This is a genomic window from Oerskovia enterophila (assembly GCF_001692445.1).
GTDB lineage: Bacteria > Actinomycetota > Actinomycetes > Actinomycetales > Cellulomonadaceae > Oerskovia > Oerskovia enterophila.
In genome coordinates this window covers 1-22,383 of sequence record NZ_MAQA01000008.1, presented here as the reverse complement: position 1 = coordinate 22,383, position 22,383 = coordinate 1, and the positions used below count along the sequence as shown (strand labels likewise).

Here is a 22,383-nt window from a genome sequence, read left to right as displayed (position 1 = left end):
CGAGACCTCGAGGTCGCGCTCGTCCTGACAGCCGCATCACTCCCAGATCAGCAGCTCCTCGCCGCGCGCGACCCACGTCCCGACCGGGGCGAGCGGCGTCACGGCCTCGACCGATCCCTCGAGCGCGACCACGGGGCAGACGGCCGACCGGCCACCCTCCTCGATCGCGGCGGGATCCCAGGTCACGAGGGTCGTGCCCTGGTGGACGACGTCCCCCTGCGCGACGTGCAGCGTGAAGCCCTCGCCACCCAGCTGGACCGTGTTGATGCCCAGGTGCACGAGCACGGCCTGACCGTCGTCGTGCTTGATGACGAACGCGTGCGGATGGACCTTGACGACCGTCCCGCTGACCGGTGCCGAGACGAGGCCGCCCTCGGCCGCGTCCGGTGCGATCGCGATCCCCGGCCCGACGAGCCCGGCGGAGAACACCGGGTCGTCGACCTCGGCCAGGGCGACGACGGTCCCGGTCACGGGGGAGAGGACCGTCAGGGGCGCTGTCGTCAACGGAGGTCCTCGATGTCGGACGCGATGTTGTCCGCGTCGGGGCCGACGATCACCTGGATCGCGTTGCCCGTCCGGACGACCGCGATGGCTCCCGCACCGGTGAGGACCTTGTCGTCGACCAGCGCGGGGTCCTCGACCTCCACACGCAGCCGGGTGATGCAGGGTTCGAGGTCGAGGATGTTGGCATCCCCGCCGAGCCCCTGGAGGATCTGCTCTGCCTTGCTCATGTCGTGCTCCTTCGTGTGCTGGTGCGGACGTACGTCGGGGTGCCCGCGAGCCGCGGGCACGGGGTCACATCAGGTCTGCGAGGTCCGAGGCGATCGTGTCGACCTGGGGGCCGACGACGACCTGGACGACACGTCCGGTCGTCATCACGCCGAAGGCTCCCGCGGCGCGCAGGGCGGCGACGTCGACGAGGCTGGGGTCCTTGACGAGCGACCGCAGTCGGGTGGTGCAGGGGTCGATCTCCTCGATGTTGCTCACCCCGCCGAGCCCGGCGAGTATCGCGGCGGCCCGTGCTGCATCGGCTGCAGTCATCGTTGCATCCTCTCTGGTGCGTGGGTCGTGGACGTGTCTGGTGCGTGGGTCATGCGGTCTCGACCGCTTCCGGTACGGGGGCGGGTCGGGGGACGATCGTGGGCCGGGCCTCGCGGAGCGGGACCACGACCGAGTACCGGTCGCCGCGGTAGCACATCTGGGAGTACATGCAGGCGCCGTCGTCCGCGTAGGTCTTGCGGTGAGCACGCAGCACGGCGCGCATGCTCGTCATGGCCAGGATCGACTGCTCGGTGGCGCTGGCCTCGGCGGCCATGATGGTGTCCTCGCCCCAGGTCGGGGAGTGGCCGCGCTCGCGCAGCGCGCCGTACAGGCTGTCAGGGACCCCGTCGTCGAGCAGGTCCGGGGCGAGCGCCGCGGGGACCCAGGCCCGCTCGACGGCCATGGGCGTGCCGTCCGCGCAGCGCAGGCGCTCGACGTAGTGGACCAGGTCCTCGGGTGCGATGCCGAGCGCCTCGGCGACGACCCGGCCCGCGGGGAGGGTGTCGCTGTCGATGACCTGGGTGCTCGGGGACATGCCGAGCCGGCGTGCCTCCTCGCCGAACGTCGTCAGGCGCATCTCGAAGTCGGTGTGCTGCGGCGCGACGAACGTCCCGCGTCCTTGCTCGCGTTGGAGGACCCCGTCGGCGACGAGCGCGTCGAGGGCTTGGCGGACCGTCATCCGGGAGACGCCGAACTTCTCGGTGAGCACCCGCTCGGAGGGGACGGCGTCTCCGACGGACAGCTCGTTCGCGATCAGGTCGCTCAGGTAGGCGCGCACGATCTGGTGCTTGTGCCCGCCTTTAGGTGCTCTGGCCTGCGTCGTCGCTGCCACGTGTTCCTCGCTCTCGGTCGCTCCGGTGGTGCCGGGGCTTGACACATCATGATGTCTAGACCACTCTGTCCGCAAGTGGTCCAGACAACTATCCCACCACAGACGGTGGAGATGGTTCGGGTTACAGCAACGACGCGCTCCAGTGTCCGGGCCGGCGTCGTGGTTCAAGGCAGAACTACCGTTCAGCGGTGCGATCCGACGGCCTCGGTGGCACCCGACAACAAGGAGTGAACATGACGTCCGTGGCCGAAGCACCCAAGGTGAAGCGGGGCATCCCCGGGTTCGCCCAGCTTCAGAGGGTCGGTCGATCCCTCATGCTGCCCATCGCCTCCCTGCCCGCCGCCGCGCTGCTGCTGCGCCTCGGGCAGGCCGACATGCTCGGTGCGGACGGCGCCTCGGGCACCTTCCCCTGGCTGCAGCCCGTCGCCGACGTGTTCGCGTCCGCCGGCAACGCCCTGTTCGCGAACCTCGCGCTGCTCTTCGCAGTCGGTGTCGCGGTCGGCTACGCCAAGAAGGCCGACGGCTCGACCGGCCTGGCTGCCGTGATCGGCTACCTGGTCTTCAAGGGTGTGAGCGACGCCCTCTCGCCGTACGTGCTCGGCAAGCCGGCCACCCCGGCCGAGTGGCTGGCCGGTGCCGACCCCGACGCCGTCGTCGCGGCGGGTGACGGGAACTTCCTCGACCTGGTGACGGCGGCCATCACGGGCCCGCCGGCGCAGAAGCTCATCAACTACGGCGTCCTCGGCGGCATCGTGATCGGTCTGACCGCCGCGATCATGTTCCAGAAGTACAGCCGCATCAAGCTGCCGCCGTACCTCGCGTTCTTCGGCGGACGTCGCTTCGTGCCGATCGTCACCGCCGGTGCAGCAGTGCTCATCGCCGTGGTCGGCGCCCTCATCTACCCCTGGTTCGACGCGGGCTTCACGGCCGTCGGTGACTGGGTCACGGGCTCCACGGTCCTCGGCGCGTTCGTCTACGGCACGGCCAACCGCCTGCTCGTCCCGATCGGGCTGCACCACCTGCTGAACTCGCTGCCCTGGTTCCAGTTCGGCGAGTACACCGACGCGAGCGGCGCGGTCTGGCACGGCGACATCGCGCGCTTCCTGCACGGCGACCCCACGGCCGGCACCTTCATGACCGGCTTCTTCCCGATCTTCATGTTCGCCCTCCCGGCTGCCGCGCTCGCGATCATCCACACGTCGAAGCCCAAGAACCGCAAGCTCATCGGCGGCATCATGGGCTCGGCCGCGCTCGTCGCGTTCGTGACCGGTGTGACCGAGCCCCTCGAGTTCGCGTTCGTGTACGTCGCCTACCCGCTGTACGCGATCCACGCGGTCCTCACGGGCACCTCGCTCGCCCTCGTCAACGCCCTGGGGATCAAGTCCGGCTTCGGCTTCTCGGCCGGCGCGATCGACTACGTCCTGAACTTCCGGATCGCGACGATGCCGCTGTGGATCATCGTGATCGGCCTCGGGTACGCGGCGATCTACTACTTCCTGTTCCGGTGGGTCATCACCAAGTGGAACCTGCGCACGCCGGGGCGCGAGGACGACGACTCGGCCGTGGGCGCCGACCCGACCGCCGACCCGGTCCTGGTCGCCGAGGAGAAGAAGGCGGCCGACGCCGACCTGGCTCCCGCGGAGCTCGATGCCCGAGGCTCCGGTACCACGGCCGACGGTGGAGGCGGCAGGTGACCTCCGTCCTCGACGGTGTGGGCGTGAGCCCGGGGCGGGGGGCCGGCGTCGTCGTGACGATGCCGGCCCCCGTGCCCGAGCCCGCCGCCTCGACGCTCGGACCGGACGCGGACGTCGAGGCGGCGGTCGCCGCGATCGACGACGCGGTCCGCAGCGTCCAGGCGGACCTCGCGGCACGCGCCGCGAGGGCGACCGGCACGGCCGTCGAGGTCCTCACGGTCACGGCCGCGATGGCTGCGGACACCACGTTGTCCAAGGAGTCCGCGCGCAAGGTCCGTGACGAGCGGACCGCGCCCGAGCGGGCCGTGTGGGAGGCGGCGGGGGACCTCGCGGCACGCCTCGAGTCGCTCGGCGGCATGATGGCCGAGCGTGCTCACGACGTCCGCGACGTGCGCGAGCGCATCGTCGCGGCCCTCACGGGCCGTCGGGCGCCGGGCGTCCCGGACCTCGACCACCCGTTCGTGCTCGTCGCGGCAGACCTCGCGCCCGCCGACACGGCGACGCTCGACCCCGAGCGCGTCCTCGCGATCGTCACGAGCGGGGGAGGCCCGACGTCGCACACCGCGATCCTGGCCCGGTCCCTCGGGATCCCGGCGGTCGTGGCGGCCCCCGGGGCCGTCGAGCTGGTCGACGGCGAGACCGTGCTCGTCGACGGTGCGCAGGGCACGATCGAGCGCGACCCGTCGGCCGAGGACGTCGCGCGGGTGCTCGACCGCCCGCGCGGTCCGCGTGCCTTCGACGGTCAGGGCAGGACGGCCGACGGCGTGCGGGTCCAGCTCCTCGCCAATGTCGCGGACCCGGCTGGAGCCTCCGCCGCGGTCGCCGCCGGAGCCGAGGGGGTCGGCCTGTTCCGGACCGAGTTCTGCTTCCTCGGGCGTACCGAGGAGCCGGGCGTCGACGAGCAGGTCGCGGCCTACCGGGCCGTGCTCGGTGCATTCGGAGGTCGCAAGGTCGTCGTCCGCACGCTCGACGCGGGTGCGGACAAGCCGCTGCCGTTCGTCACGGCCGACGACGAGCCGAACCCGGCGCTCGGCGTCCGGGGGCTGCGCACCGCCGTCCGGCACCCCGAGGTCCTGACGCGCCAGCTCGACGCGATCGCTCGGGCCGCGGCCGCCGAGGAGGCCGACGTGTGGGTCATGGCCCCTATGGTGGCCACCCCGGACGAGGCGCAGGGGTTCGCGGCTGCCTGCCGCGAACGAGGCCTCTCGACGACCGGCGTCATGATCGAGGTCCCCGCCGCGGCGCTCCAGTCGCGGTGGATCCTGGAGCAGGTCGACTTCGCGAGCATCGGCACGAACGACCTGACCCAGTACACGATGGCCGCGGACCGTGAGACGGCAGACCTCGCCGCGCTCTCGACGCCGTGGCAGCCCGCTGTGCTGGCGCTCGTCGGGGCCGCGTGCGCCGGCGGTGCCGAGCACGGGCGTCCCGTCGGGGTGTGCGGGGAGGCCGCGGCCGACCCGGCCCTGGCGCCGGTGCTCGTCGGGCTCGGCGTCACGTCGCTCTCGATGACGCCGCGCGCCCTGGGAGACGTGGCAGCCGTCCTCGCGGCCACCACGTCGGAGCAGTGCGCGGAGCTCGCGAAGATCGCGCTGGCCTCACCGACCGCGACGGCCGCGCGCGACGCGGTCCGTGCGCAGCTGCCCGTGCTGGAGGAGCTGGGGCTGTAGCCCCGCGGCGGTGCTGCCTCATCGTCCGCCCCACGACACAGCCCGTGACCTCTCGCACGAGGGGTCACGGGCTGTGTGCAGTCGCGAGGGCCTCGCGTCGCCGGTCGAGCGTGACGTCCGGGTCGTGGGCTCCGTCAGCGGCGAGCCCGGACGTCACTCTCGGTGGAGAGGTCGAGACGAGACGTCAGACCGCCTCCTGCGCGAGGAACGCGGCGAGCGCGTCGAGGGCCGCCTCGGCCTCCGCGCCGTCGGTCTCGGTCGCGAGCACGACCTGGTCGCCTGCTGCCGCGCCGAGCGTCATGACGCCGAGGATGCTCGCGGCGTCCACGGCCTCGGCGCCTTCCTTGGTCAGGGTCACGGCGACGGGCTGCTTGCCCGCCTCGGCCACGAACAGCGCTGCGGGGCGCGCGTGGAGTCCCTCGGCGATGGCGACGGTGACAGTTCGTTCCATGACGTGCTCCTGGCTGGAAGTGGTATAGACCAGTCCACTGTAGCGGAGGTCGGCAAGCCCGACGGCACGGGCCGCCCGGGCGCGTCGCGGCCCACGGTGAGTGCCGCGGGAAGGTGCGTTCCGGCGTCGGGCGGGGAACGGGGAGCCGAGCGGCGGGCGGCTTGGCGCACTGCCGGGTCAGGCGGAGTCCTGCTCCAGGTAGGCGACGAGCGACTCGAGCGCTGCGAGGGCGCGCACGTCGTCCGTGTCGGTCGACAGGACGGCCCCGTCGCCGGGGCCGAAGCCCGGGTGCGGCGCGCCGGCAGGTGAGGCCGCGGCGGCGTCGGGACGATCCATGCTCACTCCTGCGCTCCATGCGGTTCGGTCGAGCAGCATCCTGCCAGAGTTCGGGGGCCTCGACGGACGACCTGTGAACGACGCACATCCGTCGGGGCTAGGGTGGCGGACATGCGCGAAGCGACGACGCCCGACGCCCAGCCGCCCGTCACGGGCGAACCCGGCGAGGGCGAGCCCAGCACGGGCGACGAGCCCCGGATCAAGGTCACGCTGTCCAGCGCGAGCGTGTACCCGCGCAAGGCGCCGTTCGCGTTCGAGGCCGCGGCCCACCTCGGGTACGACGGCATGGAGGTCATGGTCTGGTCGGACTCGACGACCCAGGACGCCAAGGCGCTTGCCAAGCTCTCGGCCGACGTCGGCGTCCCGATCCGCAGCGTGCACGCCCCGACGCTCCTGGTCAGCCAGCGCGTGTGGGGACGGCTGCCGGGACCCAAGCTCGAGCGGACCGTGGACCTGGCGCTCGAGCTGGGGGCGGGGACCGTCGTCGTGCACCCGCCGTTCCGCTGGCAGGGCCTGTACGCGCGCGGGTTCGCCGACCACGTGCGCGAGCTCAACGCCGCGACGGGCGTGACGATCGCGGTCGAGAACATGTACCCGTGGCGCGGCCGCAAGCGCGAGGTGCAGGCCTACCTGCCCGGCTGGGACCCCACGGACCACCCGTACGACAAGGTGACGCTCGACCTCTCGCACGCGGCCGTGGCCCGGCAGGACAGCCTGGCCCTGCTCGACGTGTTCGGCGACCGCCTCGCGCACGTGCACCTGGCCGACGGGACCGACTCCATGTCGGACGAGCACCTCGTCCCGGGGCGCGGGGGCCAGCCGTGCGACAAGGTGCTGGGCGAGCTCGTGCGCCGCGGGTGGGAGGGCGACGTCGTGGTCGAGATCGCGACCCGGCGGGCACGGACCGCGGCCGAGCGCTTCGAGGACCTCGCGGCCTCGCTCGCGTTCGCGCGCACCTACCTCCAGCCCGGGCCGCACGCCGAGTACGCGCCGCCGCCGGGGCACGAGCACCGGCACCTGGACGCCTGGTAGGGGTTGAGCGCGGCGGGCGGCCGGGGGTTGCTGCCGCCGGGCGTCGACTGCTGCGGTCGTCCGGGGTGCCGCCGGGGCCGCCGGTCCCGTGGCGCTGGGTGAGCCAGGTGCCGAGAACGGGGTTGCGTTCGTTCTGAGGGGCAGAACGAGCACAACCCCGTTCTCGACCGCACGGAACCTCGTGCTCGGCGGGCCGGGTGCTGCCTAGGCTGCCGGCCCCGCGAGCGCCGCCTTGGCGTCCTTCGCGGCCGTGCTCTGCGCGAACGCCGCGACGAGGATCACGACGCCCGTCACGACGAGGTAGAGGCCCAGCAGGACCGTGATGGTCTGCAGCCCGGTCACGGGGCTCACGAGGACGAGGATCCCGAACACGACCCAGAGCGCGGCCGTCGCGAGCTCCCAGTCCCAGCCGGGCTCGCGGGTCCTGCGGGCACGCAGCGCGCCGATCAGCCCCACGAGCCCTGCGACGAGCGCCCAGATGCCCACGAGCCGCAGCACGAGCGTGACGCTCGCCGAGGGCCACACCGCGAGCGTGATGCCGACCGCGATCCCCAGGCCGCCCACGACCCAGCGCCACACCCCGCCCTCGCCGTCCTTGCGCTGGCGCCCGGCCTCGATCAGGAAGAGGACCCCCTGGATGACGGCCATCGCGGCCACGAGCCACGTGAGCCACTGGATGCCGCGGTCGGGCTCGACGAACAGCACCACGCCGATCACGAGGAACAGGATGCCGCGCAGGTAGGCGAGGCCCCACAGGCGGCGGGCGATCTTGGTGGTGCGTCCGGTGAGGGACTCGTCCTGCTCGGTCATGGGGTCCACCGTCCTCACGGGGCCTGCCCCGGCGGGTCCGTGGGCGTCGCTGGGCCTCGTTCCTCGGAAGGTAGCGCGCGGGGGCGCGTGGCGCGCGACGGACCCGCGCGGGCCCATGCGGCCGGGGCCGAGTTCACCCGGTCGACGTGCCGAGCACGAGGTTCCGCGCGGTCGAGCACGAGGTTACGGTCGTTCTGGGCGGCAGAACGACCGCAACCTCGTGCTCGGCACCCGGAGGAGCGGCCGTCAGCCCTGCTCGCGCGCCCGGTCGATCGTCATCTCGACGCCGTCGAGCAGCCGGTCGAGCGACGCGTCGAACGGGTCGGTGGGCGTGTCGAACCCGCCGGCCTCCCAGATCCGGGTCATGACGGGGTAGCGCTCGACGTCGAACCAGTCGGCCCAGAAGCTGCTCATCGACGTCCAGTACTCGTCGCTGCTCATGCCGCTCGCGTCGTTCTCGACCGTCTCGGCGACGGCCGCGCGGGCGAGGCCGCGCACGAACGCGTCGACCAGGCCCAGGATCTCGACGACCCGCTCCGCGGACAGCCCGGTGTCGACCAGGGTGCGCAGCCCGGCCTCCTGGGCGTCGAGCACGTGCGGGGACAGCGGGAGGCGCCACATGTTGGTCTGCAGGATCCAGGGGTGGCGCTGGTAGAGGTGCCAGACCTCGCGCGCGTACCGCGACAGCCCCTCGCGCCAAGGGGCGTCGGCCGTGGGCAGGTCGAGCTCGCCGAACGCCCGGTCGATCATGAGGTCGACGAGCTCGGTGCGCCCGGGCACGTAGGTGTAGAGCGACATGGCGCCCACGCCCAGACGTGCGGCGACGCGGCGCATCGAGAGCGCCTCGAGCCCGACCTCCTGCGCGACGGCGGTCCCGGCCTCGACGACCTCGGCGAGGGTCAGGCGCGCCTTGCGCCCGCCCCACCCACGCGCGGGCGGGTCCCACAGGAGCGCGAGGCGCCGGGTCACGTCGTCCGGCCGGGGGACCTGGTCGGTCGGGTCCTCCGCGACGTCCTGCGGGTCGTCGCTGCCGGCGTCGGGGGACGTGTCGTCGAGCGGCGCGTCGACCGATGAGTCCGGGGTCCGGGCGGAGTCCACCCCGTCGGAGGGGACGGGGGCGACGGTGTTGCTGGCCATGGTGCCTGATCTTCCCACTTCCGCGCAGTTCCGGGGACCCTTTAGTTCCCGTACGCCGTATGCTAACGTGAAATCTCTTTCCAGTACACCGTACGCGAGAGGCGTGAGTCATGATCCATACCGAAGGACTGACCAAGACGTTCCATCGCAAGAAGGAAGTGGTCGAGGCGGTCAAGGGCATCGACGTCGACGTCCACGAGGGCGAGCTCGTCGCGTTCCTCGGCCCCAACGGCGCCGGCAAGTCCACGACGCTGCGCATGCTCACGAGCCTCCTCGAACCCACCGCGGGCCGCGCCCAGGTCGCGGGCTTCGACATCCGCACCCAGCCCGCCGAGGTCCGGTCGCGCATCGGCTACATCGGCCAGGGCAACGGGGGCGGGTTCTCCTACCGGGTCGCCGACGAGCTCCACAACCAGGGCCGCTTCTACGGGCTGCCGGCCGCCGAGTACCAGCGCCGCGCCGCAGACCTCCTCGCCGCGCTCGAGCTCGACGGCCTCGGCAAGCGCACGGTCCAGAGCCTGTCGGGCGGCCAGCGCCGCCGCCTCGACGTGGCGCTCGGCCTCATGAACCACCCGCCGCTGCTGTTCCTCGACGAGCCCACCACGGGCCTCGACCCGCACAGCCGCGCGAACCTCTGGGAGCACATCGGTGCGCTGCGCGAGCGGTACGGGATGACGATCGTCCTCACCACGCACTACCTCGACGAGGCCGACTCGATGGCCGAGCGCGTCGTCGTGATCGACCACGGCACGATCGTCGCCGACGCCCCGCCCGCCGCGCTCAAGCGCGACCACGCGGACGACGTCGTGACGCTCGTCGTCACGGGTACGCCCGGTTCCCAGGGCCAGGTGCCCGACGACGTCACGCGCGTCCGCGCGGCCCTCGCCCCGGTCGTGGGCGACGTGGGAAGCGGCGAGCGCGACGGGCCTCGTGCAGCCGGCGGAGCCGACGACGCGACTGTGCAGGCGACCGTCGGCGCGGGGGGAGACGTCACCGTGACCCTGTCCACGACGCACGGCGCCGACCGGCTGCCCGAGGCGATCGAGTCCCTGCGCGTCGCAGGGTTCGCGGTCCGGTCGGCCGGGCTCAAGCAGGCGAGCCTCGACGACGTGTTCCTCAACCTGACCGGTCGGAGCCTGCGCGAGGAGGCGGCGTGATGGACGAGCAGACGGAGCCGACGACGGGCACCGGCGCAGGAGCCGGACCGGAGGCCGGACGAGCGCCCGCACCGACGGGACCGACGAACCACGGGCCCGGCACGGCCGGGACCGCGACGCAGACCGCACCACGGACCGGGGCGAGGGAGCAGACCGACCGGCGCTCCGACGTCGGGCGCTCGCGGGCCGGGAAGTTCTTCGGCGACACCTGGGCCGTCTTCACGCGCGAGATCCTCCTGGTCCTGCGCGACCCCTTCACCCTCATCTTCTCGCTGCTCCAGCCGCTGATCTTCCTGGGCCTGTTCGGGCCGCTCCTGACCGGCGCCGTGGGCGGCGGCATGGGCGGGCCCGGCGGGTCGACCGCCGCGACGCTCCAGTGGTTCGTGCCCGGCGTGATCGTCATGATCTCGCTGTTCGGGACCTCCATGACGGGCTCGAACCTGCTCTACGAGATGATGACCGGCTCCTACGAGCGGGTCCTCGCGACGCCGCTCGACCGGTCGGCGATCCTCGTGGGCCGGGCACTCAAGGAGTTCGCGCCGCTCGTCGTCCAGGGGCTCCTCATCGCGGTCGTGTGCATCCCGTTCGGCTTCACGTTCTACCCGTTGCACGCGCTCGCCGGCCTCGCGCTCCTGGGGCTGTTCGGCGTGGGCGTCGGGGCCCTGTCGTGCGCGCTCGCGCTCGCCGCGAAGAACCGCGAGTGGCTGTTCTGGGGCGTGCAGCAGTCGCTGCTCTTCCCGCTGCTCATCCTGTCCGGCATGATGCTCCCGCTCGAGGCCGGCCCCTCGTGGATGCAGACCGCGTCGAAGTTCAACCCCCTGACCTACATGGTCGACGCCGAGCGCGCCCTGTTCGGCGGGACGTTCGCGAGCACCGAGGTCCTGTGGGGCGTGGTCGCGGCCGCGGTCACGTGCGCCGTGGGGCTGTTCGTGGGCATCCGCCGGACCCGGAAGTCGGTGTGAGCGCCGTGGGCAGGGTGACGTTCGACGTCGGGCTGTCCCTCGACGGGTACGTCGCGGGACCGCACCAGTCCCTCGAGAACCCCCTCGGCGAGGGCGGCGAGGAGCTGCACCGGTGGATGTTCGAGGAGCCCGAGGTCAACACGGCCGCGCTCGAGTCCGTCGCGGCGCCCACCGCGTTCGTCATGGGGCGCAACATGTTCGCGCCCGGTCGCGGCCCGTGGGACGAGTCGTGGCGGGGGTGGTGGGGCGAGGAGCCGCCGTACCACGCGCCCGTGTTCGTGCTCACGCACCACCCGCGCGAGCCCCTCGTCATGCAGGGCGGCACGACGTTCTTCTTCGTGACCGACGGGATCGCGTCCGCGCTCGCGCAGGCGCTCGCCGCCTCGCGGGACGGGCACGTCGGGATCGCGGGCGGCGCCTCGACCATGCGGGCGTACCTGGCCGCGGGGCTCGTCGACGAGTTCGGGCTGCACGTCGCGCCCGTGCTGCTCGGGGCGGGCGAGAGGTTGTTCGAGGGTCTGGGCGACCTGCGCGTCGAGCCCGGGCCGGTGACCAGCAACCACCTCGTGACGCACCTGTCGTACCGCGTCGTGCGGGGGCTCGTCGGGGAGTGACGCGTGCTTGACTGACGCGATGACCATCGCGACGCCGAGCACCCCGCCCGAGCCTGCGCCGTCGGGCCTCACGCTGCCCGCGCTCACCGAGCGCGTCGAGGCGGTGTCCGCGCTCTACGCACGCAAGTTCGGGATCGCCCGCGACCCCGACTGGTTCGTGCTCAAGCTCGCCGAGGAGACGGGCGAGCTCACGCAGGCGTACCTCGCGGCCTCGGGACGCACGAGGCCGCGCGTCGCGTCGGAGGGCGAGGTGCCCGACGGCGGACGGGCGGCGCTCGCGGCCGAGGTCGCCGACGTCCTCGCGCACCTGCTCCTGCTCGCGCGGTCGCAGGGGATCGACGTCGAGCGGGCCGTGCGGGAGAAGTGGCTCGTGTGGGAGGGAGAGGTCGGGGGCGAGGTGGACGTCCAGGCCGAGGTGGGCCGGGGGTGAGGCCGGGTGCCCTCGGTGAGTGGCGACTCGGTGAGACGGGCTCTCGGTGGGAGGGCCCACGCCGAGAGGGCGGCCTTCGCCGAGATAGAGGTGTCCCGTCGAGGTAGAGGGTCGGGGGCCTCTACCTCGACGGGACACCTCTACGTCGGTGCCCGGCGCGGGGCGTTGCGGCCCCGCGGCGACCACGCCAGGATGTCCGGCATGACCGCTTCCTCTGTCCCTGGACCGACGAGCCCTCGCCCCCGCGGACTGGGTCGAGGTGAGGTGCTCGGGCTCGTGGCCGGGGTGCTGCTGGTCGGTGTGGGGGGATGGCTCGCGTCGCGCTCCTACGGTGCCGCGTCGTTCGGGTGGTTCGCGTACGCGCCCTTGTCCGGCGCGGTGTACGAGCCGTCCCGCCCGTGGTCCCAGGTCCTGGGGCTCGTCGCGGCGGGGGCGGGGCTGCTGGTGCTCGGCTTCGTGGCAGGGTGGGCGATCGCACGGCGGCGGGGTGGCGACGGCAGCACCGGGGCGGACCGACCTGCGGAGCGACCGGATGCGTGACGCGAGCGTCCCAGGAGGCACCGGGGCGCCTGCCGCACGGGCCGACGGGCGCGGGGGCAGCGTGTTCACCGAGGTGCGCCACGCGTCGGTCGTCACCCAGGCGCTGGTCATGACGCTCGGTATCGCGGTCACCGGGCTGACGGTGGGCCTTGCGGTGTCACCCACGGGAGGGCTCGGATGGCTCGACGTGCTGCCCGGAGCCCTGGCGCTCGCGATCTGTGCCGCGGCCGCGCGCATGTCGTCGGTCGTGGCGGTCGGGCCTGAGGCCATGACGCTCTCGCTGCGCCTGGGCGGGGTGCCGGTCTGGCGTCGTCGGATCCCTGGCCACGAGATCGATCAGGTCCAGGGAGGGACGGCCGGCGGGCCGACGGTCGACGCACTGTCTGCGGGCGGGCTCGGTCTCCGGTTCCTCGGTGGCGGTCGGGTCGCGCTCATGGTCCGTCAAGGAGAGGCCGTGCGGATCGTGGTGCGCGGCGGACGACGCGAGTACCTGGTCGCGAGCGGCCGGGCGCGCGAGCTGACCGCGGCCGTGGCGGCGCTGGCGGCCCGCACCCCGACGCCGAGATAGAGGGCCGGCGTCGAGGTAGAAGGCCCGGGCCCTCTGTCTCGACGGGAAGCCGCTGTCTCGGCGACTGTGTGCGCTCGGCGCACGGCAGAATCGATGCCGTGACCACCGCGAACCCTCCCTACCGACTTGCCCTCCTCGACCTCGACGGGACGCTGACCGACTCGGCCCCCGGCATCCTCTCCTCGGTCCGGTACGCCTACACGACCCTGGGGATCGAGACCCCGACCGACGAGACCCTGCGGCGCTTCGTGGGCCCTCCGCTCACCGAGACGTTCGCGCGGCACGGCGTCCCGGTGGACCGGGTCGCGGAGGCGGTCGCGGCGTACCGCGAGGTCTACGCGGCCGGCGGCATGCTCGACAACTCGCTCTACCCGGGGATCCTCGAGTGCCTGACGGCGGCGCGTGCGGCGGGCGTCCGGCTTGCAGTCGCGACGTCCAAGCCCGAGGTCTACGCGCGGCGCATCACCGCGCACTTCGGGATCGACGCCCTGGTCGAGGGGGTCTACGGCGCGACCCTCGACGGATCGCGCGGCTCCAAGGCGGACGTGATCGAGCACGCGCTCGCGTCGTTGGGCGCGTCAGAGGGTGCGGCGGGCACGACGGCGACGGTGGGCTCGGAGGACGACGAGGTCCCGGGCGCAGGGGCCGGTGGGGCCGGCAGGGCCGGTGGGGCCGGCAGGGCCGTCCTTGACGGCCTGCCGCCGCGCGAGGAGATCATCATGGTCGGCGACCGGGAGCACGACGTGCTCGGCGCGGCGGCGCACGGCATCCGTTGCCTCGGGGTCTCGTGGGGGTACGCGGTGCCGGGGGAGCTCGAGGACGCAGGGGCCCTCGCGGTCGTGGAGAGCACCGACGAGCTGGCGCGGGCGCTGCGAGGCGAGTGACGCCGTCGGGCAGCGAAAACGCGAGGCGAGTGACGCCGTCGGGCAGCGAAGAGCGAAGAGCGAGGACGCGAGAACCACGGGAGTCGCGAGAGTCGTAGCGAAGGGCGCGACGAGCAGACGCCGCTGAGAGCGCAAGGACTAGTTGTCAGAAGTGCACCGGGGCGTACCCCGGTGCACTTCTGACAACTCATCTGCGGCGACGAGGGTTGACCTTGACGTAGCGTCAACTTCTAGGGTCGATCGTGCTGCCTCACCCGAGGCGTCCAGATCCGGGCCGTTCGCGAGACGACCGGACAGCCGCGACGACATCGTGTCGTCGCGAGGCCCCAGGAAGGAGGAGCGCATGACCGCGCACGCACCCCAGGCCCCGACCGACTGGTCGATCCAGGAGATCGCCCGCCTCGCCGGGACCACGAGCCGCACGCTGCGTCACTACGACGCGATCGGGCTGCTCGCGCCCAGCAGGGTCGGGCACAACGGCTACCGGTACTACGACGGGCCCGCGCTCGTCCGCCTCCAGCGGATCCTCCTCCTGCGGGACCTCGGCGTGGGCCTCCCGGCCGTCGCCGAGATCCTGGAGCGTGACGGCGGGGCCAGTCCTGCCGCGCAGGCACGGGCCCTGCGGACCCACCTGGACGCCCTCCGGGCCGAGCAGCAGCGGCTGGCGCGACAGATCGCGTCGGTCGAGCACACGATCACGACCATGGAAGGAGGTGGGCGACTCATGGCGGACGAGATGTTCGACGGGTTCGACCACACGAAGCACGAGGCAGAGGTCACCGAGCGGTGGGGTGCCGACGCGTACAGGACGGGCGACACCTGGTGGCGCGGGCTGTCCGCGCAGGACAAGGCGGCCTACCAGGAGAGGACCCGGCAGCTCGGGGCGGACTGGACCGCTGCGGCCCAGTCCGGGATCGCGCCCGACGGCGACGAGGCGCAGGTGCTCGCTCGCCGCCACGTCGAGTGGCTGAGCAGCATCCCGGGCACCCCGGGCCACGGCGGGGCGCCGGTCAAGGAGTACGTCGTCGGTCTCGGGGAGATGTACGTGGCCGACGAGCGGTTCGCTGCGAGCTACGGCGGCGTCGAGGGCGCGACGTTCGTGCGCGACGCGCTCGTGGTGTACGCGGGGCGGAACCTGTAGGTCACCGGCCGCACTGGCCGCGAGGTAGAGGCCTGGTGTCGAGAAAGAGGGGTACAGCCCTCTACGTCGACGGCAGGCCTCTACCTCGGCGGAACCGCAGCAGCAGACCGTGCCGGCAGGATGATCGGCGCCCCGCCACCGGGATGCTCGACGACCTCGACCGGGTAGTCGTAGACCTCGCTCAGCCGCTCGGCCGTCAGCACCTCGGCGGGCGCCCCGTCGGCGACCACGCGACCTCTAGCCATGAGCGTGACCTGGTCGGCGTATGCCGACGCGAGCCCCAGGTCGTGCACGACGACGACCACCGCACCCCCGGACGCCGCGTGGCGGCGGGCGATCTGCAGCACGAGCTCCTGGTGCTTGAGGTCGAGCGCCGCGGTCGGCTCGTCGAGCATGAGCAGCCCGGTCCGCTGGGCCAGGACGCGCGCGAGCGCGACGCGTGCCTTCTCGCCTCCGGAGAGCGACGGGAAGTGCCGGTCAGCGAGGTGGGACACGTCGGTCGCGGCGAGCGAGGCGGCCACGACCTCCTCGTTGGTCTCCTCGAGGGGCGTCCCGCGCCAGGGCGCGCGGCCCATCTGCACGACGTCGAGCGACGTGAACGGGAAGCTGAGGTGGATCTGCTGCATGAGCACGGCCCGGCGCATCGCGAGCTCGGTCGCGGTCCACGACCGCAGGGGCGAGCCGTCGACCAGGACCGAGCCGCCGTCGAGCGGCAGGTCACCCGTGAGCGCCCCGAGCAGCGAGGACTTGCCCGCGCCGTTGGGCCCGAGCAGGGCCCGGACCTCGCCGGCCCGTACCGTGACCGACACGTCCCGCAGCACGGGGGTCCCGTCGAGCGAGAGCGTCGCACCGCGCGCCTCGGTCACGACGTCGCCCGCCGCCGCGGCAGAAGGCAACCGCGAGGAGCGTCGCCGCCCCGTGACCGCAGTCCGCAACGACGACCAGAAGCTGCTGCCCTCGTGGCGCGAGTCGAGCTCGACCAGTGTGCGGCTCATGCCCAGCCTCCCTGGCGAGAGCGCGTGCGGCGCAGCAGGTAGAAGAAGAACGGCCCGCCCACGAGCGAGGTGATCATGCCGAGCGGCAGCTCGACGTTCGCGACCGCAGTGCGCGAGACGAGGTCCGCGAGCAGCAGGACCACGGCCCCGCCGAGGGCCGACGCGGGGATGAGCCAGCGGTGGCTCGGGCCGCACACCATGCGGACCAGGTGCGGCACGACGAGCCCCACGAACGCGATGATCCCCGTGAAGGCCACGCCCGCGGAGACCAGGAGCGCGACGAGGACGATCACGATCTGCCGCAGCCGCTCGACGTCGACGCCCAGGTGCTGCGCGGCCCGCTCGCCCAGGGACAACAGGTCCAGCTGGCGGCGCAGCAGCATGGCGCCGGCCACGCCGACGATCGCGATCGGAGCCACGACCGCGACCGATCCCCACGTGGCCCCGCCGAGCGATCCGAGCTGCCAGAACACGATCTGCTCGCGCGCGGCCGGGTCGGCCACGAACGTGAAGAACGCGAGCAGCCCGCCCGCGAACGCGTTGACCGCGATGCCGGTGAGCACGAGCGTCACGACCTCGGTGCGCCCGCCCGAGCGCGAGAGCGCGTAGACGACGAACGTCGTGATCAGCCCGCCGAGGAACGCGGCCGCGGCGACCCAGGTCCCCGAGACGAGCGAGCCGGCCGTGACGATGACCGCGCACGCGCCCACGGCCGCGCCCGCGGAGACGCCGATCACGCCGGGCTCGGCGAGCGGGTTGCCGAACACGCCCTGCATGAGCGCGCCCGAGCAGGCGAGCGCGGCCCCGACGAGGATCGCGAGCACGACGCGCGGGAAGCGCACGACCCACAGCGTGTTCTCGCCCTGCGGGTGCGAGGGCATGGGCCCGATGTCGAGGCCCATGTGGTGCATGAGCGAGCCGAGGACCTCGGCGGGCGACACGGGCACCTGCCCGGTCATGCCGGACAGGACGGTGAGCACGAGCAGCGCGACGCCGAGCCCGACCATGAGCCAGGTCGCGGCGCGTCGCCGCCCGCGCCCGACAGCGGTGAGCGCCGCGGCGTCCTTCTCGTCGCGCCCGGAGCCCCGGGGAGCAGCCCCGTGCCCGACGGCGTCGCTCACCGGTGCGCTCGGCTCGCGTCGGTCGGTGGTCGTCCCGTCCGCGGTGCGCTGCGCCGTGGTGAGGGCGTCGGAGGTGGGGCGTGCCGTCGTCGGGCCGGCGGGGTGGGAACCCGGCGTCACGGCGTGGCCGTCCCGGCGTCGGCCGAGGCGACCGCGGTCAGGTCGGGGGCCGGGACGCCGTAGAACGCCTCGACGAGCGACGCGATGGTCTCGCCCGTGCGCGGGCCGAACGTCAGCAGGCGGCTGCCGTCCATGTCGATCACGCGCTGGTTCTGGCCCGCCGGGGTCTGCGCCAGGCCCGGGATGGCCATCATGGCGTCGAGGCCGCCGCTCGACTCGAGGCCGTCGGTCATGACGAGGTACGCCGCCGGCGCCGCCGAGATGATGGCCTCGCTCGTGACGGGCGCGTACTGCTGCGTGAGGCCGATCGCGGTGCCCGCGTCCTGGCCGCCGATCTCGCGGATCAGGTCGTCGGCGCCCGAGCCGGGCCCGAACAGCATCTTGATGTTCGACCCGCGCAGGTAGAGGAACGCGACGAGCGGGTTGCCCGTGTCCGCGGGGACCCCGGCGAGGGCCGCGCAGATCTGCTGGTCGGTGCGCTCGACGAGCGCCGCCCCGGCCTCGGGGACGCCGAGCGTGGTCGCGACCGCGGTGATGCGGTCGTCGATCCCGTCGAGCGTGCGGGCCTCGTCGAAGTACACGACCGGGATGCCCGAGGACTCGAGCTGCGAGCGTGCGGTGTCCGTGAGGAGCGTGGCGTCGGTCAGGATGACGCTCGGGTTCAGGCCGAGGATGGTCTCGATGTTCAGGGCGTGGCCCGCGCCGGTCACGACGGGGACGTCGGCGGCCTCGGGGAAGCCCGTCGGCATGTCGCGACCCACGACGTTCGCGCCCAGCCCCAGGCTGTAGACGATCTCGCCGAGCGTGCCGTACAGGTCGACCGCGATGATGCGCGAGGCGTCGGCGACCGTGACCTCGCGGCCGTCGAACGACTGCACGGTCACGGGCAGCGTCGGGGTCGGCGCCGAGACGATCGGGTCGATCACGTTGTCGGCGAACGTCGCGGTCGTCGGGCCGGTGGGGAACGTCGCGGGGTCCACGGTGGGGCGCTCGCCCGTCTCGAGGGCCGTGCACGCGTCCCGGGCGACGGCCTCGGTGGGTGCGGGCGACGAGTCCGAGGCCGAGGGGGGCGCCGTCGTCGGGCCCTCGGGCTCGTAGGGGAGGGGGGCACAGCCTGCCGCGAGCAGCACCGCGGCGAGCGTGGCGACGCCCACGACGGACGAGCGGCGCAGGCCGCGCGACAGCGGGCCGCGCGGACGCTCGGCGGACGGGACGCGGGCAGGGTGCGACATCACAAAGGCTCCAGCGGGGGTCGGCCGCCCACGCGAGAAGGCGGCTCCGGGTAAGTTGAGGCTAACCTACGCAGGACCGTGGCAGGGTGGCCGGTCCACGGGATCTTCTGTGATCTTGGAGACGCTGCCGGCGGTCCCGGGCGCTGGCGCAGCGGTCGGGTGCGGCCGGCTCCCGGTGCCGAGCATGCGGTGGGCGTCGAGAATCCGGGGGATCTCGACGCCCACCACCTGCTCGACGAACGTCCACCGCATGCTAGGCCCCGGAGGCGGGGCGGAGGCGGGGCGAAGGGGCTGGGCGGAGCGGGAGCGGCGCTCAGAGGGTGCGGCGAGCCGGTGGGCTCACCGCACGCTCACCGCACGCTCAGCGCGCGGTCAGCAGTGGATCGCGCCGAGCTCCGCGAACAGCGCGCTGTTGAGGCGGAACGCGAGCTTGGCCTCCTCGACCGTCTCGGCGATCTGCTCGTCCGTGAGGTCCAGGGAGTCGAGGCGCTCGCGGTAGACGTCCTTGAAGGGCTTGGCCTTGGGGATCTCGTCGAACGTGTAGAACGCGAGGCCGTCGGGGCCGAGCCCGTAGTGGCGCTCCATCATGCGCTTGATGATCTGGCCGCCCGACAGGTCGCCCAGGTAGCGCGTGTAGGCGTGCGCGGCGTAGGCCGAGAGCGAGGTGCCGACCTCGAGCAGGCGGGCCACGTAGGCCTCGGTCGCGGGCAGGATGCGGATCTCGGTGGCCCAGTCGGACCCGACCAGGAACGCGAGGTCCTTCTCGATCGAGGGCGTGCGGGTCAGCTCGTCGAACACGAGGGTCGCACCCTGGGCGTCGTCGCGGATCTGAGCGCTGGCCTGCTCGAGCGCCCCGTAGATCGCGTACTGCTGCGCGGCGAGGTCCGTGTAGGCGGCGACGTCGAGCTCGCCCCCCATGAGCTTCTCGACGAAGCCCGTGGTCTCGGCCTGCTCGTGCTCGGGGCGCGTGCCCTCGCGCAGGCGCAGCGAGAGGGACGCGGGTGCGGCGTCGGTGGCGGGAAGGGTCTCAGCGGTCACGAGGGGCTCCTGCGGTTCGTCGTGTCACGTGCACGACGTCGGCACGCGCACCGGGGTCCGGCGCAGGGTCCACGGTGTGGTGACACATCGTCATGACGTCGCGTCAGGAACGATACAACAGTGAGGTGAGGTTTACCTATGCTCTGTGGGAGAGATCTCACGGACTGGGCGCGAGGAGCGGCCTCACCGGGTCGGCAGCGCGTGCTCCGCGACGTCCTCGGGGTTGGGCAGCCCGTGCAGGAACCGGTAGCCCGCCGCGGCGACCACGACCGTGAGCCCGCCCGCGACGAGCAGCGGCGTCGTGAGGTCGATGCGTGCGAGCAGGCCGCCCAGCAGCGAGCCCAGCGGCATGGTCCCCCAGAGGAGCGTGCGCCACGTCCCGTGCACGCGGCCCAGCAGGTAGCCCGGGATCGCGGCCTGACGCAGCGACATGACCAGGACGTTCCACACCGACGTGGACCCGAACGACACCGCGAAGCACACGACCGCGACCGGGATCGTCGGGAAGAACCCCATGACGACGAGCGCGACGGGCCCCACGAAGTTGGCCGCGGCCATGACGGGACCCGCGCCGAACCTGACCTTGAGTGGGCTCACGACCACGGCGCCGACGATGCCCCCGACGGCGCCCGACAGCATGAACACCCCGAACCACTGCTCGGGCACGTCGAGACGGTCGAGCACGAACAGGACGTCGGTCGCGATCGCCGCCGAGAAGAACAGTGCGATCAGGATGCTGAGGAACCACAGGGGCCGCAGCATCGGGTGGCTCATGATGAAGCGGAAGCCGTCCGTGAGCTGGTGGGCGAACGTCGCGCGGACGGACGGGAGCACGGGCGTCCCGGCGTCGTCGGACGACGGGGCGTCCGAGGCGGCGGTGGGCGCGTCGTCGGACCTGCGCCGGCGCGCACGGTGGGTGCGGTGCGCGCCGGCCGCGGCGGCGGGCAGGAAGAACGCGAGCACCCCCGCGACCGCGTAGGACAGGGCGCCGATGCCCAGCGGGATCACGACCGCGACCGCGAACAGCGCCGACGTCACGGGGACGGCGAGGAAGTTCTGCACGACGAGCTCGCCCGCCTCGATGCGGGAGTTGGCACGCGGCAGGTCCGCGCGGCGCACGATCGCGGGGACGACGGCCCGGATCGCGCCGTCGTACAGCGTCTCGAGCGCGCCGTACGCGAAGATCACCGCGTACAGCCACCAGATGGTCAGCGTGCCCGTCGCGAAGAGCGTGAGGAGCGTGACTGCGAGGAGCGTCCGGGTGCCGTTCGCGATCGACATGGCGTGGCGACGGTCGATCCGGTCGAGCAGCACCCCGGACGGGATGGCGAAGAACAGCCACGGCAGCATCGCGACGGCCGCGATGCCCGCGATGAGCAGCGGGTCGTCCGTGAGGCGGGCCGCGAGGAGAGGGGCGGCGACGCGCGCGATCCCGTCGGCCAGGCTCGAGCTGATGTTGGCCGTGAAGACGTTGGTGAAGGACCGGCCGAGCCCGCGGCGGGCGGGTTCGTCGGGGCGCCCGGGCGGTGTCCGGGCAGCGTCAGCGGGGGGTGGGGGTTCTGCGGGGGGCACCGGAGAACTCTAGGCGCCCTGCCGCGAGGGGCCGTGCGCGGAGCCCGTCGGCCGCTGTGATGACGGCCCGACGGCGGCGCTCCGGCCACGGTGTCGGGTGCGGCCCCATGCGGCGGCCCGACGGCGGAGGCCGGCCCGGGCCGTCGCGCGCGCTCCGTCGCCGCGACGTCCTACGCCGCGACGTCCTGCGTCCGCCGCGCCACGAGCGCGCTCTTGCCGCGCTTGCGCTGGGCCGCAGCGAACATGGCCATGAACACGGCCGTGGTCACGAGCGCGGCGATCGCGTTCGCGACGGTGCCGCCGGGCGTCGAGTGCCGGTCTCCGAGAGTGAGCAGCAGGGCGACGTTCACGAGCCAGTGCACGAGGGTCGCGAGCGCGACGCGCTGCCGCACGGTGCCTCGTCCGAAGTGCCCCATGAGCACCGACAGGGCCACGGTCGCGAGCAGGAAGCCCACGATCACGACCGGCCCCTCGGTGAAGATCTGCACGTGCCACACGCCCCACACGAGGCCTGTCACGATGCTCGCGACCAGGAGCGAGAACCGGTTCTCGAGCAGCGGCTGGAGCATGCCGCGCCACCCGATCTCCTCGCCGGCCGCGCCCACCAGGTAGGTGAGCAGGAGGAGTGCGAACGGCACGCCCGCGGTCGCGTGCATCCCTTCGAGGGGTTCGCCCTGGACCAGGAGCGTCACGACGAGCACGCCCCAGTAGAGCAGGCACGCGGCGAGCGCCAGGACCAGGTGGGCGACGACCTGACGGCGAGGGACGGCGCTCGGCAGCAGCGGCGCGAGGCGCCCCCGGAAGATCGCGAACGTGAGCCCGGCCCCGATCGCGGGGCCGAGCTGGACGAGGGCGAGCACCGACGGGTCGATCCCCGAGACCGGTTGGACGAGGAGCATCGCGCCCGACGCGACGAACGTCGCGAGGACGAACGTGAGGGTCGGGGCGAGGAAGGCGCGGGCCGCGGGGCCGCTGCTGGGCGGATCGCGGCCGTACCGGCTGGGCG

Annotated in this window: 25 protein-coding genes; 11 read left to right on the top strand and 14 right to left on the bottom strand. The window is 73.0% G+C overall.

Translation table 11 applies throughout. The annotated features are described in order from the left end of the window. Positions 1 to 36 precede the first annotated feature (36 nt). From OERS_RS04990 to OERS_RS04975, 4 genes are all read right to left on the bottom strand, one after another. Positions 37 to 504, bottom strand: coding sequence for a PTS sugar transporter subunit IIA (locus tag OERS_RS04990; RefSeq protein ID WP_082849272.1), 468 nt, complete (start codon positions 502 to 504; stop codon positions 37 to 39). After that, positions 501 to 731: a PTS transporter subunit EIIB gene (locus OERS_RS04985; RefSeq protein WP_068624934.1), complete on the bottom strand. Its 231-nt coding sequence runs from the start codon at positions 729 to 731 to the stop codon at positions 501 to 503. Before OERS_RS04985 ends, OERS_RS04990 begins: the two co-directional genes overlap by 4 nt. A 64-nt stretch (positions 732 to 795) precedes the next feature. Further along, complete coding sequence (locus tag OERS_RS04980) at positions 796 to 1,041, bottom strand: PTS transporter subunit EIIB (protein WP_056644676.1); 246 nt, start codon at positions 1,039 to 1,041, stop codon at positions 796 to 798. A gap of 49 nt (positions 1,042 to 1,090) precedes the next feature. Beyond that, positions 1,091 to 1,873, bottom strand: a complete 783-nt coding sequence (locus OERS_RS04975; RefSeq protein ID WP_068624932.1) for a GntR family transcriptional regulator — start codon at positions 1,871 to 1,873, stop codon at positions 1,091 to 1,093. Positions 1,874 to 2,106: 233 nt separating this feature from the next. Between OERS_RS04975 and OERS_RS04970 the strand changes: the two genes are divergently transcribed. Continuing rightward, entirely contained in the window at positions 2,107 to 3,567 is a 1,461-nt protein-coding gene (locus tag OERS_RS04970) for a PTS transporter subunit EIIC (protein WP_083201227.1), read from the top strand. After that, positions 3,564 to 5,237, top strand: coding sequence for a phosphoenolpyruvate--protein phosphotransferase (gene ptsP, locus OERS_RS04965; RefSeq protein WP_068624929.1), 1,674 nt, complete (start codon positions 3,564 to 3,566; stop codon positions 5,235 to 5,237). Before OERS_RS04970 ends, ptsP begins: the two co-directional genes overlap by 4 nt. 184 nt (positions 5,238 to 5,421) lie before the next feature. On the opposite strand, the gene OERS_RS04960 is transcribed toward ptsP, so the two are convergent. Both OERS_RS04960 and OERS_RS21455 read right to left on the bottom strand, forming a co-directional pair. After that, a complete protein-coding gene (locus OERS_RS04960) occupies positions 5,422 to 5,688 on the bottom strand; it encodes an HPr family phosphocarrier protein (RefSeq protein WP_068624927.1) in 267 nt (88 codons plus the stop codon). A 177-nt stretch (positions 5,689 to 5,865) separates the two neighbouring features. Beyond that, positions 5,866 to 6,024, bottom strand: coding sequence for a hypothetical protein (locus OERS_RS21455; RefSeq protein ID WP_157257328.1), 159 nt, complete (start codon positions 6,022 to 6,024; stop codon positions 5,866 to 5,868). Positions 6,025 to 6,135: 111 nt separating this feature from the next. Here OERS_RS21455 and OERS_RS04955 point away from each other — a divergent pair, with 111 nt between their 5' ends. Further along, the gene (locus OERS_RS04955; protein ID WP_082849293.1) at positions 6,136 to 7,056 is read left to right on the top strand and encodes a sugar phosphate isomerase/epimerase family protein; all 921 of its coding nucleotides are present in this window, start codon (positions 6,136 to 6,138) and stop codon (positions 7,054 to 7,056) included. A gap of 204 nt (positions 7,057 to 7,260) precedes the next feature. On the opposite strand, the gene OERS_RS04950 is transcribed toward OERS_RS04955, so the two are convergent. After that, complete coding sequence (locus OERS_RS04950; protein WP_068624925.1) at positions 7,261 to 7,866, bottom strand: HdeD family acid-resistance protein; 606 nt, start codon at positions 7,864 to 7,866, stop codon at positions 7,261 to 7,263. 246 nt (positions 7,867 to 8,112) lie between these two features. After that, positions 8,113 to 9,003, bottom strand: coding sequence for a TetR/AcrR family transcriptional regulator (locus OERS_RS04945; RefSeq protein WP_083201225.1), 891 nt, complete (start codon positions 9,001 to 9,003; stop codon positions 8,113 to 8,115). A 110-nt stretch (positions 9,004 to 9,113) separates the two neighbouring features. Between OERS_RS04945 and OERS_RS04940 the strand changes: the two genes are divergently transcribed. The 8 genes from OERS_RS04940 to OERS_RS04905 all read left to right on the top strand — a co-directional run bounded on the left by OERS_RS04940 (position 9,114) and on the right by OERS_RS04905 (position 15,299). Then, complete coding sequence (locus OERS_RS04940; protein WP_068624923.1) at positions 9,114 to 10,160, top strand: ABC transporter ATP-binding protein; 1,047 nt, start codon at positions 9,114 to 9,116, stop codon at positions 10,158 to 10,160. After that, positions 10,160 to 11,122 (top strand): ABC transporter permease, encoded by a 963-nt coding sequence (locus tag OERS_RS04935; RefSeq protein ID WP_082618113.1) that lies wholly within the window; start codon positions 10,160 to 10,162, stop codon positions 11,120 to 11,122. Before OERS_RS04940 ends, OERS_RS04935 begins: the two co-directional genes overlap by 1 nt. A 5-nt stretch (positions 11,123 to 11,127) precedes the next feature. Next, a complete protein-coding gene (locus OERS_RS04930; RefSeq protein ID WP_056646478.1) occupies positions 11,128 to 11,736 on the top strand; it encodes a dihydrofolate reductase family protein in 609 nt (202 codons plus the stop codon). A gap of 19 nt (positions 11,737 to 11,755) precedes the next feature. Continuing rightward, positions 11,756 to 12,166: a MazG nucleotide pyrophosphohydrolase domain-containing protein gene (locus tag OERS_RS04925; RefSeq protein WP_056760950.1), complete on the top strand. Its 411-nt coding sequence runs from the start codon at positions 11,756 to 11,758 to the stop codon at positions 12,164 to 12,166. A 201-nt stretch (positions 12,167 to 12,367) separates the two neighbouring features. Then, positions 12,368 to 12,706 carry a cbb3-type cytochrome c oxidase subunit I gene (locus OERS_RS04920; RefSeq protein ID WP_139107701.1) on the top strand — a complete coding sequence of 113 codons (339 nt, stop codon included), beginning with the start codon at positions 12,368 to 12,370 and terminating at the stop codon, positions 12,704 to 12,706. Beyond that, on the top strand, positions 12,699 to 13,274 hold the full coding sequence (locus OERS_RS04915; protein ID WP_068624919.1) for a hypothetical protein: 576 nt from the start codon (positions 12,699 to 12,701) through the stop codon (positions 13,272 to 13,274). The genes OERS_RS04920 and OERS_RS04915 overlap by 8 nt, the downstream gene beginning before the upstream one ends. A gap of 98 nt (positions 13,275 to 13,372) precedes the next feature. Continuing rightward, positions 13,373 to 14,158 (top strand): HAD hydrolase-like protein, encoded by a 786-nt coding sequence (locus OERS_RS22220; protein WP_068624917.1) that lies wholly within the window; start codon positions 13,373 to 13,375, stop codon positions 14,156 to 14,158. A gap of 343 nt (positions 14,159 to 14,501) precedes the next feature. Beyond that, entirely contained in the window at positions 14,502 to 15,299 is a 798-nt protein-coding gene (locus OERS_RS04905; RefSeq protein WP_068624915.1) for a MerR family transcriptional regulator, read from the top strand. An 80-nt stretch (positions 15,300 to 15,379) separates the two neighbouring features. Here the strand turns inward: OERS_RS04905 and OERS_RS04900 are convergent, their stop codons facing one another. From OERS_RS04900 to OERS_RS04875, 6 genes are all read right to left on the bottom strand, one after another. Then, positions 15,380 to 16,294 carry a heme ABC transporter ATP-binding protein gene (locus OERS_RS04900; protein ID WP_082849268.1) on the bottom strand — a complete coding sequence of 305 codons (915 nt, stop codon included), beginning with the start codon at positions 16,292 to 16,294 and terminating at the stop codon, positions 15,380 to 15,382. Further along, on the bottom strand, positions 16,291 to 17,301 hold the full coding sequence (locus OERS_RS04895) for a FecCD family ABC transporter permease (protein ID WP_068625004.1): 1,011 nt from the start codon (positions 17,299 to 17,301) through the stop codon (positions 16,291 to 16,293). Before OERS_RS04895 ends, OERS_RS04900 begins: the two co-directional genes overlap by 4 nt. A 230-nt stretch (positions 17,302 to 17,531) precedes the next feature. Beyond that, the gene (locus OERS_RS04890; protein ID WP_068624913.1) at positions 17,532 to 18,767 is read right to left on the bottom strand and encodes a heme/hemin ABC transporter substrate-binding protein; all 1,236 of its coding nucleotides are present in this window, start codon (positions 18,765 to 18,767) and stop codon (positions 17,532 to 17,534) included. Between the two features lie 372 nt (positions 18,768 to 19,139). Beyond that, positions 19,140 to 19,805, bottom strand: a complete 666-nt coding sequence (locus OERS_RS04885) for a biliverdin-producing heme oxygenase (protein WP_068624912.1) — start codon at positions 19,803 to 19,805, stop codon at positions 19,140 to 19,142. Positions 19,806 to 19,988: 183 nt separating this feature from the next. After that, positions 19,989 to 21,377, bottom strand: coding sequence for an MFS transporter (locus OERS_RS04880; RefSeq protein ID WP_068624911.1), 1,389 nt, complete (start codon positions 21,375 to 21,377; stop codon positions 19,989 to 19,991). Between the two features lie 170 nt (positions 21,378 to 21,547). Then, positions 21,548 to 22,383, bottom strand: an 836-nt coding sequence (locus tag OERS_RS04875; RefSeq protein ID WP_068624910.1) for a CPBP family intramembrane glutamic endopeptidase, incomplete at its 5' end; no start/stop codon positions are given.

Excerpts from the sequence above, each read along its gene's own strand:
- OERS_RS04985 (WP_068624934.1), bottom strand. The coding sequence starts at position 731 with ATGAGCAAGGCAGAGCAGATCCTCCAGGGGCTCGGCGGGGATGCCAAC.
- OERS_RS04980 (WP_056644676.1), bottom strand. The coding sequence starts at position 1,041 with ATGACTGCAGCCGATGCAGCACGGGCCGCCGCGATACTCGCCGGGCTC.
- OERS_RS04970 (WP_083201227.1), top strand. The coding sequence starts at position 2,107 with ATGACGTCCGTGGCCGAAGCACCCAAGGTGAAGCGGGGCATCCCCGGG.
- OERS_RS04960 (WP_068624927.1), bottom strand. The coding sequence starts at position 5,688 with ATGGAACGAACTGTCACCGTCGCCATCGCCGAGGGACTCCACGCGCGC.
- OERS_RS21455 (WP_157257328.1), bottom strand. The coding sequence starts at position 6,024 with ATGGATCGTCCCGACGCCGCCGCGGCCTCACCTGCCGGCGCGCCGCAC.
- OERS_RS04955 (WP_082849293.1), top strand. The coding sequence starts at position 6,136 with ATGCGCGAAGCGACGACGCCCGACGCCCAGCCGCCCGTCACGGGCGAA.
- OERS_RS04950 (WP_068624925.1), bottom strand. The coding sequence starts at position 7,866 with ATGACCGAGCAGGACGAGTCCCTCACCGGACGCACCACCAAGATCGCC.
- OERS_RS04945 (WP_083201225.1), bottom strand. The coding sequence starts at position 9,003 with ATGGCCAGCAACACCGTCGCCCCCGTCCCCTCCGACGGGGTGGACTCC.
- OERS_RS04940 (WP_068624923.1), top strand. The coding sequence starts at position 9,114 with ATGATCCATACCGAAGGACTGACCAAGACGTTCCATCGCAAGAAGGAA.
- OERS_RS04935 (WP_082618113.1), top strand. The coding sequence starts at position 10,160 with ATGGACGAGCAGACGGAGCCGACGACGGGCACCGGCGCAGGAGCCGGA.
- OERS_RS04925 (WP_056760950.1), top strand. The coding sequence starts at position 11,756 with ATGACCATCGCGACGCCGAGCACCCCGCCCGAGCCTGCGCCGTCGGGC.
- OERS_RS04920 (WP_139107701.1), top strand. The coding sequence starts at position 12,368 with ATGACCGCTTCCTCTGTCCCTGGACCGACGAGCCCTCGCCCCCGCGGA.
- OERS_RS04915 (WP_068624919.1), top strand. The coding sequence starts at position 12,699 with ATGCGTGACGCGAGCGTCCCAGGAGGCACCGGGGCGCCTGCCGCACGG.
- OERS_RS04905 (WP_068624915.1), top strand. The coding sequence starts at position 14,502 with ATGACCGCGCACGCACCCCAGGCCCCGACCGACTGGTCGATCCAGGAG.
- OERS_RS04900 (WP_082849268.1), bottom strand. The coding sequence starts at position 16,294 with ATGAGCCGCACACTGGTCGAGCTCGACTCGCGCCACGAGGGCAGCAGC.
- OERS_RS04895 (WP_068625004.1), bottom strand. The coding sequence starts at position 17,301 with ATGGTCGGGCTCGGCGTCGCGCTGCTCGTGCTCACCGTCCTGTCCGGC.
- OERS_RS04890 (WP_068624913.1), bottom strand. The coding sequence starts at position 18,767 with ATGTCGCACCCTGCCCGCGTCCCGTCCGCCGAGCGTCCGCGCGGCCCG.